This is a genomic window from Mycolicibacterium chengduense, from assembly GCF_033741155.1.
Lineage (GTDB): Bacteria > Actinomycetota > Actinomycetes > Mycobacteriales > Mycobacteriaceae > Mycobacterium.
In genome coordinates this window covers 170,819-182,679 of the sequence record NZ_JAWQNH010000007.1, presented here as the reverse complement: position 1 = coordinate 182,679, position 11,861 = coordinate 170,819, and the positions used below count along the sequence as shown (strand labels likewise).

Genomic DNA, 11,861 nt, shown 5'->3' with positions numbered 1-11,861 from the left:
GCACAACCGCGGTCAGAGCTGCGTCAGAATCCCGGCAGGGGGAACGGCAGCGGCGAGTTGCCGTTGGCCAGTGCGGCCACCGCACCCGGGCAGAAGGCCTGGATCGCCAGCCCGGTGAACATGGTGGCCGGGCCGAGCGGCTGCCCCAACGTGTCGGCCACATGGGCGGCGGCGTCGGCGGCCTGTTGCCCGGGCTCGGCCAGCATCGGACAAACCGACTGACCGACCTGCGCGGCGGTGGCCGGGTCGATATCGCCGAGACCGGACGAACCGAGCGTCGAGACGAAGGAGTCGATACCGTCGTCGGCTTGGGCAGGTGCAGCCAAGGACAGCCCGAGAGCTGCCGCTGCCAGCGGTGCCGCCAGGGCGGCAATCCGGGTTCGGTTCATGGTGTGAGTATCGCTGCCGAACCTGTGCGCGTTACCCGATACCTGCGGTACCGGCCGTTCCGGCTAAGCTCGACGCCAGTCAACCGCCTACGCGAGGGAGTGTCCATGGAGGGCTTTGCCGGAAAGGTCGCCGTCGTCACCGGTGCCGGGTCGGGTATCGGACAGGCACTGGCCGTCGAGCTGGGGCGCTCGGGCGCCAAGCTGGCCATCAGCGATGTGGACTTGGCGGGACTGGCCGTCACCGAGGAGCGGTTGAAGGCGATCGGCGCCCCGGTGAAGGCCGACCGGCTCGACGTCACCGAGCGTGAGGCCTTCGAGCTGTACGCCACCGCCGTCAAGGAGCACTTCGGCAAGGTCAACCAGATCTACAACAACGCGGGTATCGCGTTCACCGGCGATGTCGAGGTCAGCTCCTACAAGGACATCGAACGCGTGATGGACGTCGACTTCTGGGGCGTCGTCAACGGCACCAAGGCGTTCCTGCCGCACCTCATCGAGTCCGGCGACGGTCACGTGGTCAACGTCTCCAGCCTGTTCGGCATCTTCTCGGTGCCCGGCCAGGCCGCCTACAACTCGGCGAAGTTCGCGGTGCGCGGTTTCACCGAGGCACTGCGCCAGGAGATGGTGCTGGCCAAGCGCCCGGTGAAGGTCACCGCCGTGCATCCCGGTGGTATCAAGACCGCCATCGCCCGCAATGCCGGCGCCGCCGACGGTCTGGACGCCGCTCAGCTGGCCAAGATGTTCGACAAGAAGCTGGCCAAGACCACCCCGGAAAAAGCCGCCAGGATCATCCTGGAAGCCGTACGCAAGAACCAGGCCCGCGTGCTGGTCGGCGCGGATGCCAAGGTGCTGGACGTCGTCGTCCGCCTCACCGGATCGGGCTACCAGCGGCTGTTCTCCGGCGTGATGGGGAAGATGCTGCCGCACTGATGTTTTGAGCACCGGTGTCGGCGGAGATCTGGTCGGAGTCGGTGTCGTAGTCGTACAACTCGGCGTAGCGGCCCCAGTCGATGGCGATGTCGAGCTGGCGCTGGGCATCGGCCGGCCCGAACCCGCGCCGCAGCAGGTCGAGGAAGAAGCCGGCCCGCAGGGTGCCGTCGGCACTGGCCCGCAGCGCCGTGCAGATGGTGCGCACCAGCGGCGCACGGGTGCGCGCCTGCTCGGCGAAAATCTGCTTGCTCAGCTGGATATCGGCGGTGGTGAACTGCTCACCGACCGTCGTCAGCTCGAGGTCGCCGCGATCGACGGTGAGCAGGCCGAGCAGTGCGGCCGCGTCGACGAGCGGCAGCAGATCGTCGATCTCGAAGTTCAGTTCGGTGGCGATATCCGGCAGATCGGCCCGGTCGCCCCTGGCGTGCACGATCTCCACCAAGCCGGCCAGCCCACCGACGGTCGCATCGGGTAGCGGGCTGCCGGTCGGCGTGGCCTGCGCAGGAGCCCGGCTGTCGGCACCTGGCTCGGTGCCGGTCAGCAGCTCGTACAGCGAATCCACGACGGCGGCGAAGGCCGCCGAGCGCCGCGCCCGCGGCCGGGGCAGGTCGATGCGCACCTCCGCGCGGACATGGCCGGGGTTGGCACCGAGCACCACCACACGGTCGGCCAGCAGCACCGCCTCCTCGATGTTGTGGGTGACCAGGCAGATGGCCCGGGTCGGGAAGTCGGCACCCTCCCACAAGCCCATCAGCTCGGTGCGCAGGTTCTCGGCGGTCAGCACGTCCAACGCCGAGAACGGCTCGTCCATCAGCAGCACATCCGGCTCGAGCACCAAGGCGCGGGCGAACCCCACCCGCTGCCGCATGCCGCCGGAAAGCTCCTTCGGGTAGGCCGATTCGAAGCCGTCCAGGCCGATCGCGTCGATCGCCCTCAGCGCACGTTCGCGTCGCTGCGCTGGCGGCACACCGCGCGCCGCCAGACCGAGCTCGACATTGTCCTGCACCGTCAGCCACGGCATCAGCGCGAACGTCTGGAACACCATGGCCGCGCCCGGGTTCGCGCCGTTGAGCTCGGCGCCGCGATACCGCACGGTCCCCGTGGACGGCCCGATGAGGCCGGCGATCATCCGTAGCAGGGTCGACTTGCCGGAGCCGGAGCGGCCCAGTAGGGCCACGATCTCACCGGCCCGCAGCGTGAGGGTGATGCCGTCCAGGACCAGCAGCGGGTCACCGGCCGCACCGATGAAGGTCTTGGTCACCTCCTCGACACCGACCAACACGTCGTCATCGCTGTTCATCATCGGATCTCCGTTCGAATTCGTTGTCAGGAAAGGGAGTAACGACGCTGCGCGAGCGCATACAAGCGGCGCCAGAGCACCCGGTTCATCGCCACCACGTAGACACTCATCACGATGACGCCGACCAGGATCCGGCCGGCGTCGCCATCGGCGGTCGCGTCCCGGATGTAGGCACCCAGACCGGTGGCCGTCAGCGTCGTGCCGTGATAGCTGACCACCTCGGCGACGATCGAGGCGTTCCACGCCCCACCGGCGGCGGTGATGCCGCCGGTGACATAGCTGGAGAAGATGGCCGGGGCGATCAGTTTGCGCCACCGCAACATCGGCGGCAGGCGCAGGTTGGTGGCCGCCTCCCGCAGGTCATTCGGGATGGCGCTGGCCCCGGCGATGACGTTGAACAGGATGTACCACTGGGCGCCCAACGCCATCAGCAGGATGCCGCCGATGTCCAGGCTGATCCCGGTGGCCAGCAACGCGGCGGTGAAGATCGGGAAGAGGAAGTTGGCCGGGAACGACGCCAATATCTGCACGACCGGCTGGGCCACCCGAGAGACCTTGGGGTTCAGGCCGATCCACACCCCCACCGGCACCCACACCACCGTGGCGACGACGATGAGCACCACCACGCGCGCGAAGGTGGCCAGGCCGAGCAGCAGCGCATGGCCGATCTCTCCGAATCCGACCGTCGCCCCGATGTAGGCCACGGCCCGCAGCGCTCCGTAGCCGACGAGCGCACCGACCACCACACCGAACACCCAGTCCCCGGCCCGGTTACGCACCGCCGAGTCGCGTAACGGCCGCTCGGCGCGGCCGAACACCGCCATCACCCGGTCCAACGGGTACACCAGCCGACCGGCAAACGCGCCGAGGCTGCGCGGAATGTTGGAGCGGCGCAACAACTCCAGTGTCAGGCTGCGCGGCGCCTGGACAGCGCCGGAGTCCTCCAGCCGGAAGCGTTCGGCCCACGCGGTCAACGGTCGCCAGAACAGCAGGTTCACCCCCACCACCATGAGGATCATCACGCCGACGGCCAGCAGTACCTTGTCGAGGTCACCGGCGTCACCGGCGGCGGCCACGTAGGCGCCGACGCCGGGAAGCGCGAAGTTGTGGTTGTTGACGCTCAACGCCTCCGAGGCGGTGAGGAAGAACCACCCGCCGCCGAAACTCATCATGCCGTTCCATACCAGCGGGATCATCCCGCTGGGCAGATCGACTCGCCAGAACCGTTGCCAGCGTGACAGTCTCAGCAATCGCGAGGCCTCGTCCAGGTCACGTGACTGCGACACCAACGACGAGTAGAAGGCGAAGGTCATATTCCATGCCTGCGAGGTGAAGATCGCGAAGATGGAGGCGCATTCCAGTCCCAGCTCCGAGCCCGGGAACAGGGCGATGAACCCGGTGATGGTCACCGACAGGAACCCCAGAATCGGCACCGATTGCAGGATGTCCAGTAACGGGATCAGCACCTTCTCGGCCCGGCGGGACCGTGCCGCGATCGTGGCGTAGACGAAGGTGAAGATCAGCGAAAAGCCCAGCGCCACAAACATTCGCAGCAGCGAACGCCCCGCATAGTAGGGCAACTCCCCCGGGTCGGTGGACACCGCAGGGGCGGCGGTCTCCACGGTCCATGGCACGTCGGTGCGCCGGATCAGAACGATCACCAGCCACAGCAGGGCGGCCGCGCCCGCGAAAACCGCGACGTCGTAACCGATCCGGCGCGCCGGGCGCGTGAGCACACCCTCGGTGGGGTAGATACGAAAGATGGTCATGGTCGTCTCACTCCCGGGTAGCGGCCGCAGCCGGTCGGTCGACCTGCCAGCGCACACTGGTCACGGCCGGTTCGATGGACAGTCGGCTGATCGCGGTCTCCATGGCCTTGTCATCGCGTTCGGCAGCGGTGACCGCCGCGCACACCTGCACCTGGCCGCCGGTGTTGGTGTGTGTGCTCTCCACCGACTGCAGCGCCAAGTCGGTGCGGGACAACGCATCCACCAGTACAGCCCGGATATGCGCCTCGGCCGCTTCGGCGCCGAGGGCGTGGAACGTATACGTCGTGGGCGCGTCGGCGGTGGTGTCGGGCCGCCGGTCGACGAACATGCCGATCGGTCGCATCACCACATGGATGACGATCACCGCGACCGCACCGGCGGCGGCCGCCGGGAACATGCCCGCACCGGCCAGTGCGCCCACCGCGGCCGAACACCACAGCGTGGCCGCGGTATTGAGACCCCGCACGGAAAGACCTTCACGCAGGATCACCCCGCCGCCGAGAAATCCGATGCCGGAGACGATCTGTGCCGCCACGCGCGTCGGGTCGGCGGTGGCTCCCGCGAAACCGTGCGCCGAAAGCAGCACGAACAGTGTCGCCCCTGCCGACACCAGGGCGTTGGTGCGCAGTCCGGCCATCCGGGCCCGGTACTGCCGTTCGAATCCGATCAGTGCCCCCAGGCCCATTCCGGCGGCCAGGCGCAGCAGCATATCCGCAGTCGTCATCTGCGCTCTCTTTCGAATGTGGTGGTGGGACTAGAGCCAGTTTTGCTTGCGCTGGAAGTGCTTGACGCACTGCGCTGCCGCGGCATAACCGAGCACGATCAGCAGCAGCCACAGCACACACGGCAGCGGTAAGGGTGTCAGCCGCAGTGGCGCACCGAGCGGGCTGTACGGCAACGCGAGACCGATGGCGGCCGCCGCGAGTGCGGCGACCACGACCACCGGGGCAGCGCGCTCACCGCGCCAGGGCGCGACGCGCGAGCGCAACACCAAGACCACCGCCAGCTGACTCAGCAGACCCTCGATGAACCACCCGGTCTGGAAGGTCGACGGCACGTCCCCGGCTCCGTAGCCCCACCACAACACGGCGAAGGTGATCAGGTCGAATGCCGAACTCAGCGGTCCGAACGTGAGCATGAACGAGGCCAGCCCGCGGGACTGCCACCGCCGCGGGGCACGCAGGTAGTCCCGGTCGACGCGGTCCCACGGCAGGGCCAGCTGTGCGCAGTCGTACAGCAGGTTCTGCACCATGAGCTGGATGGGCAGCATCGGCAGGAACGGCAGCACGACGCTGGCCACCAGCACCGAGAGCACGTTCCCGAAGTTCGAGGCCGCGGTGATCTTCACATATTTGAGCGTGTTGGCCAGCGTGCGCCGACCTTCGACGACGGCGTCGGCCAGCACACCGAGATCCTTGTCCAGCAGGATCAGATCGGCGGCCGCCTTCGCGGCGTCGGTGGCGGTGTCCGCGGCGATCCCGGCGTCGGCGGTGCGCAATGCCACCACGTCGTTGACACCGTCGCCGAGATAACCGACTGCGCAACCACTTTCGCGTAGGGCAACCACGATGCGCACCTTGTGTTCCGGTGCGAGCCCGGCGAACACGGCGGCGTGGGAGACCAGGGTGCGCAGTCGGCGGTCGCTGCACCGGTCGACCTGGTCACCGAGGACGACCTGATCGGTCGGCACGCCGACCAGCCGGGCCACGTGCCGCGCGACAACCGGGCTGTCGCCGGTGAGAATCTTGACCCGCACGCCATGGGCGGCCAGGTTTGCGACGGCGCCGGCGGCGCTGGCCCGGACCGGGTCCACGAAACCGATGAACCCCGCCAGCACCAGATCACGCTCGTCGGCGTAGCCGTAGTGCTCCAGCCGGGCCGGCAGGGCGCGGACCGCAACCGCCATCACCCGCATCCCCTGCTTGCGGTAGGCCGCGACCAGGTCGGTCGCTTCGGCCAGCAGATCCGGCCCGAGCGCGGCGTCGACGCCGTCCAACCGGGCGTGGGTGCACAGGGCCAGCACGGCGTTCGGGTCGCCCTTGCAGATCAGCAGGTGCTCGCCGGGCTGTCTGCGCAGGACCACACTGGCAGTGCCCCGGTCGTCGTCAGCGCCGATCTCGTCCACCTTCGTGTACGCCGCATCGGCCAGCACCGACATACCTTGCTCGGCAAGCATTTCCAGGATGGCCTCGTCCATCCGGTCGTGCACCCCGTCCTGGAAGAACGCCGCCAGGAAGGCCAGCTCGGTGACGGCGTCGTCATAGCGTCCGGTGACGTCGATACCGTGCGCGTACACGATGCGGTCCTCGGTCAGCGTGCCGGTCTTGTCCACGCACAACACGTCCATGGCACCGAGATCCTGAATGGCGTTGAGCCGGCTGACCACAACGCGCTCGCGGGCCAGTTTGGCCGCGCCGCGGGCCAGGTTGGTGGTGACGATCACCGGCAACATCTCCGGCGTCAGCCCGACGGCCACCGCGACGCCGAACATCGCCGCCTGGTCCCAGACCCCGCTGACACATCCGTTGACCACGAAGACGATCGGGGCCAGCACGAGCATCAGCCGGATCAGGGTCCAGCCGACGGCGCGGACACCGAGATCGAAGCTCGACGTCGGTCGCAGTGCGACCGCGCCGGCGGCCAGGGACCCGAAATAGGTGTGGCGGCCCGTCGCCAGCACCACCGCCGTGGCTTTCCCGGCGACGACGGTGGAACCGGAGAAGCACAGCGACGGCGTGTCGGCCAGCGCCCGCGGAGTGGCCGACGGGGCGACGTCGGCGGACTTGGCGGTGGGCAGCGATTCCCCGGTGAGCACCGACTGGTCGACCATCAGGTCCACGGCCGACACCAACCGAAGGTCGGCCGCGACCACATCGCCGGCCTGCAGGAGCACGACATCCCCGGGTACCAGATCGCCGGTCGGCACCTCGCGATCCATCCGATCGGCGGTGTCGTCGGCGCGGCGGCGCACGGTGACCGTCGACGTCACCAGTTTGTGTAGTTCGCCGGCGGCCCGCGCGGAGCGGGTGTGCTGCCAGATCCGCAGCAGCACCGCGAGTGCGTCGATGATCCCGACCATCGCGGCGCCGCGGGCGTCGCCCACGATCACGAACACCACCGCGAGCACGGCCAGCAAGGCCACGAACGGGCTGCGCACCGCGGCCAGCGCGCTCGCTGCCAGTCCGTCCCCACCGGGGCGGAATTCCTGGTTCTCGCCGAACCGCCGCAGCCGCTCGGCGGCCTCGGCTTCGGTCAACCCGCGCGGCGAGCCGCCGACACGCTGGAAGACCTGGAAACTGGGCAGCGTCGCCAGCTCAGGCAGGGAGGTGTCAGCCATGATCCGGTCCTTAAGGCGTCAGGGGCGTCAGTCGACGTGGACAACGAAGGTCGACTCCACGCATGACGCACCGACCGGGTCAGGTCGGACGCACGCGTGGAGGCGGCGTACTACTTCCCTCGATCACGAGGCACCTCCTGCGGAACGGATGACGCCGCGGGGCGCGACGCCCCACCAGTAGAACGCACCGCGCCCCAACAGTCAAACGCTTGCACAACTGTCAGCAATGGTGGAGTCTGTTCGTGTCGCCGAGAGGAGTTCTGTGCCCGACCCCACCGCCCCCTCCGTATCACCCGATGACGAGTTGACCGTGCAGGTCCTTCAGGAGACCGCCGCGATCCTCGGCCTGCTCTCGGCCACCGTGCGCTTGCACATTCTGTGGGTGCTCGCCAAAGGCGAGCAGGACGTCGGCACGCTGGCCGCGAGGACCGGCCAGAGCCTGGCCACCGTCAGTCATCATCTGGCCAAACTGAAACTCGCCGGCCTGGTGCGGGCGCAGCGCGCCGGGAAACGCCAGGTGTACGTCGCCACCGACGCCCACGTGCTGGCGATCGTCGATGTCGCCCTGGGCCAGCGGCTGCGCAACGAGGATGCCGGCGCGCACCTGCGGCAGGCATAACGCCGGCTAACGGCCGAGCGGATGGGCGTCCAGGTACGCCGCGGCCACCGCACCCGGATCCTGCCCGGCGGCGACCTTCGCCCGCATCTGCGCCAACGCGTCGGTGTCCAGCACGCCTGCCAACTCGTTGATCGACCGCACCTGCGGGTCGGTGAGGGTGTTGCGCCGGTACACCGGCACCACGTTCTCCGCGCGCACCAGCGCTGTCCGGTCCGCCAGCACGGTCACCTGTTCGGGAATGCCGGGGGCGGCCGCCGACGTCCAGGCCACGTCGATCTCACCGTTGCGCAACGCATCGAAAAGCGCAGCGGCATCGGAAAACTCACGTGCCTTCGGCAGCACACAGGCAGCCAGCGAGCCGGGCGCCGGCGCACCCGCGACGCGGCCGACCCGCAGCGCCGCGCACCGCGGCAGCAGCGCCAGCGTGTCGGTGGCGCCCCACGCCCGCGCGGTTCGGTCGGTCACCGCGGGCAGCGGCTTGTCCGACGTGGTGTCCGCGTAGTCACCGGCGGCCAACCCCTCCGGCAGCGCGGCCACCATCGAGCGATACACCTGGGCCGCCGAGCGGGCCGGCGCGTCGGGCTGGAACCGGGAGAGCAGCGCCCCGGTCAGGCCGGGCGCGACGTCGACGTCGCCGGCATCCAGGCCACCGACCGGGTCCTGGGACACCTGGACGTGGGCGGCACTGCCGTAGAACCGCAATGCCGCGGCGTACAGCTGCGCCAGCAGTGCCGATTCCGCGTCGTTCTGGGCGCCGACGGTCACCACTGACGGCGGCGGGGCCGCCGAGCATCCAGCGACCACCAGCACCAGTAGCGCCGCCAGTTTCGGCAGCATCCGACGCATCAGAGCTGCGCTCAAGCCTTCGAGGCGTGCGCCACGGCCTTCGAGGCGTGCGCCACGGCCGCGGCCACCGCCGGCCCCACCCGCGGGTCCAGCGCACTCGGCACGATGTGATCCACCGCCAGATCATCGCCAACAACCGAGAAGATCGCATGCGCGGCAGCGACTTTCATCTCCTCGGTGATGCGCCGGGCACCGGCATCCAGGGCACCGCGGAACACCCCGGGGAAGGCGAGCACATTGTTGATCTGGTTGGGGAAGTCACTACGGCCGGTGGCCACCACGGCGGCATACTTGCGGGCCGCATCGGGGTGGATCTCGGGATCCGGGTTGGACAGCGCGAACACGATGCTGCCGGGGGCCATCGTCGCGATGAGCTCTTCGGGCACCAGGCCGGCCGACACACCGAGGAAGACGTCGGCGCCGTCGAGGGCTTCGGCCACCCCGCCGGTGAGCCCGCGCGGATTGGTCCGTCCGGCCAGTTCGGCCTTGAACGAGTTCAGGTCGCCTCGACCCGTCTCGACGATGCCCTTGCTGTCCAGGACGACGATGTCCCTGATGCCGCTGTTGAGCAGGATGTTCGTGCACGCGACACCGGCCGCACCGGCCCCGGACACCACCACCTTGAGTTCGCGGATGTCGCGGTCGAGCACCTTGACCGCCCCCAGCAGAGCCGCCAGCACCACGATGGCGGTGCCGTGCTGATCGTCATGCATCACCGGGCAATCCAAGGCCTCGATGACCCGGCGCTCGATCTCGAAGCAGCGCGGCGCGGAGATGTCCTCCAAATTCACGGCACCGAAGGTCGGACGCAGCCGGATCAGTGTTTCGACAATCTCGTCGGGATCCTTGGTGTCCAGCACGATCGGGATGGAGTCCAGCCCGCCGAACGTCTTGAACAGCGCGCTCTTGCCCTCCATGACGGGCAGCGACGCGGCGGCACCGATATCCCCGAGACCCAGCACCGCACTGCCGTCGCTGACCACGGCGACGAGCCGGTTCGCCCAGGTGTACTTCTTCGCCAACGTCGCATCGGCTGCGATCGCGCGGCTCACCTGCGCCACACCCGGCGTGTAGGCGATGGACAGGGCGCGCTGGCTGTCCAGCGGCTCGTTCAGCGCCACCGAGAGTTTGCCGCCCTCGTGCGCGGCGAAGATCTCGGCATCCTCGATCACTACTTGCGGAGTACGCACCAATTCGGCCACGGCGACCACGGTAACCCACAGCCTGAACTCACAGATGCCGGTTCCCCATTCGTGAGAAGACCGAAAGATGCCCTTTACGTCGAGAAATGGCCTACCCGCCGGTAGCTTCCCAGCGACTAGACAGCGTGCAGAAGGGGGTACCGGCCACCAGGACCACGTAGCATTCGATGCGTTCCGGCCCGGTCCCCGGCCGGCTACGACGCACGTTGATCCGGAGGTTTGCGATGCCCTCATTCCGTGCGTTGCCACCGTCGTTGCTTCGGCCCGGAGCCAGGAAAACCGTCGCCGCACAACCTGACGCCCGCACCATCCACGTCCCCGTCGCGCGGGCGATGGTCGACTGCGGTGTGTACGTCGACGGGGTCCGCCTGCCCGGCAAGTTCACCCATGCCGCCGCTCTGAACAAAGTTCGCGAGATCGAGGCCGAAGGCAACAACCACGCCTTCGTGTGGATCGGGCTGCACGAACCCGACGAGCACCAGATGCAGGCGGTGGCTGATGTGTTCGGATTGCACGAGCTGGCCGTCGAGGACGCCGTGCACGCCCACCAGCGGCCGAAGCTGGAACGCTACGACGACACGTTGTTCCTGGTGCTCAAGACCGTTAAGTACGTCGAGCACGAGTCGGTGGCCAATGCGCGTGAGATCGTCGAAACCGGCGAGATCATGATCTTCGTCGGAACCGATTTCGTGGTGACGGTCCGCCACGGTGACCACGGTGGCCTGGCCGGTGTGCGCAAACAGATGGACACGTCGCCGGCCAACTGCGCTCTCGGGCCGTACGCGGTGATGCATGCGATCGCCGACCACGTCGTCGACTCCTACCTCGGGGTGACCGATCTGGTGGAGACCGATATCGACGCCATGGAGGAGAACGTCTTCTCCCCCACCAGCCCCACCGATATCGAACACATCTATCTGCTCAAGCGTGAGATCGTCGAGATGCGGCGCGCGGTCAGCCCGCTGACCTTCGCCCTCCAGCGTCTGGGCAGCGATCACAACGATCTGATCTCCAAAGAGGTACGCCGCTATATGCGCGACGTGCTGGACCACACCATCACGGCCGCGGACCGGATCGCCAGCTACGACGAGGTGCTCAGCTCGCTGGTGCAGGCCGCGGTGGGCAAGGTGGGCATGCAGCAGAACACCGATATGCGCAAGATCTCGGCGTGGGTGGCGATCGCCGCCGTGCCGACCGCACTGGCCGGTATCTACGGCATGAATTTCGACAACATGCCCGAACTGCATTGGACCCTCGGGTATCCCATGGTGCTGTTGGTGATGCTGACGGTGTGTGTGGTGCTGCACCGCACCTTCCGCCGGAACAACTGGCTCTAGAAAGGCCCGCCGCCTGCCGACCGCCAGGTCGACAGGTCCGCTGATGTGCTGGCACCTCCGTGGCTGATCCGTGTCGGCCGCCTGAGACCGACACCGCGCGTTGCGCGTGTGTAAACACTTCGCCTTCGCCCG

At 68.2% G+C, this 11,861-nt stretch carries 10 protein-coding genes; 3 read left to right on the top strand and 7 right to left on the bottom strand.

The window, feature by feature from the left end; all coding sequences use genetic code 11:
- Positions 1-23: 23 nt before the first annotated feature.
- Positions 24-389 (bottom strand): DUF732 domain-containing protein, encoded by a 366-nt coding sequence (locus SBI67_RS25275; RefSeq protein WP_318983213.1) that lies wholly within the window; start codon positions 387-389, stop codon positions 24-26.
- A gap of 105 nt (positions 390-494) precedes the next feature.
- On the opposite strand from SBI67_RS25275, the gene SBI67_RS25270 reads away from it, so the two are divergent.
- The gene (locus SBI67_RS25270) at positions 495-1,319 is read left to right on the top strand and encodes an SDR family NAD(P)-dependent oxidoreductase (RefSeq protein ID WP_318983212.1); all 825 of its coding nucleotides are present in this window, start codon (positions 495-497) and stop codon (positions 1,317-1,319) included.
- Here the strand turns inward: SBI67_RS25270 and SBI67_RS25265 are convergent.
- From SBI67_RS25265 to mgtA, 4 genes are read right to left on the bottom strand one after another with little or no spacing between them, the layout of a single operon-like run.
- On the bottom strand, positions 1,258-2,622 hold the full coding sequence (locus SBI67_RS25265) for an ABC transporter ATP-binding protein (protein ID WP_413232564.1): 1,365 nt from the start codon (positions 2,620-2,622) through the stop codon (positions 1,258-1,260). The genes SBI67_RS25270 and SBI67_RS25265 overlap by 62 nt on opposite strands.
- Before the next feature lie 23 nt (positions 2,623-2,645).
- Complete coding sequence (locus SBI67_RS25260) at positions 2,646-4,388, bottom strand: ABC transporter permease (protein WP_318983211.1); 1,743 nt, start codon at positions 4,386-4,388, stop codon at positions 2,646-2,648.
- Between the two features lie 7 nt (positions 4,389-4,395).
- A complete protein-coding gene (locus tag SBI67_RS25255; RefSeq protein ID WP_318983210.1) occupies positions 4,396-5,112 on the bottom strand; it encodes an MgtC/SapB family protein in 717 nt (238 codons plus the stop codon).
- A gap of 30 nt (positions 5,113-5,142) precedes the next feature.
- On the bottom strand, positions 5,143-7,725 hold the full coding sequence (gene mgtA, locus SBI67_RS25250) for a magnesium-translocating P-type ATPase (RefSeq protein WP_318983209.1): 2,583 nt from the start codon (positions 7,723-7,725) through the stop codon (positions 5,143-5,145).
- 262 nt (positions 7,726-7,987) lie between these two features.
- Here mgtA and SBI67_RS25245 point away from each other — a divergent pair, with 262 nt between their 5' ends.
- Positions 7,988-8,344: an ArsR/SmtB family transcription factor gene (locus tag SBI67_RS25245; RefSeq protein ID WP_318983208.1), complete on the top strand. Its 357-nt coding sequence runs from the start codon at positions 7,988-7,990 to the stop codon at positions 8,342-8,344.
- 6 nt (positions 8,345-8,350) lie between these two features.
- On the opposite strand, the gene SBI67_RS25240 is transcribed toward SBI67_RS25245, so the two are convergent.
- Complete coding sequence (locus SBI67_RS25240; protein WP_318983207.1) at positions 8,351-9,181, bottom strand: glycine betaine ABC transporter substrate-binding protein; 831 nt, start codon at positions 9,179-9,181, stop codon at positions 8,351-8,353.
- A 20-nt stretch (positions 9,182-9,201) separates the two neighbouring features.
- On the bottom strand, positions 9,202-10,392 hold the full coding sequence (locus SBI67_RS25235; RefSeq protein WP_318983206.1) for an NAD(P)-dependent malic enzyme: 1,191 nt from the start codon (positions 10,390-10,392) through the stop codon (positions 9,202-9,204).
- Between the two features lie 224 nt (positions 10,393-10,616).
- Here SBI67_RS25235 and corA point away from each other — a divergent pair, with 224 nt between their 5' ends.
- Positions 10,617-11,729: a magnesium/cobalt transporter CorA gene (gene corA, locus SBI67_RS25230; protein ID WP_318983205.1), complete on the top strand. Its 1,113-nt coding sequence runs from the start codon at positions 10,617-10,619 to the stop codon at positions 11,727-11,729.
- Positions 11,730-11,861: the final 132 nt, after the last annotated feature.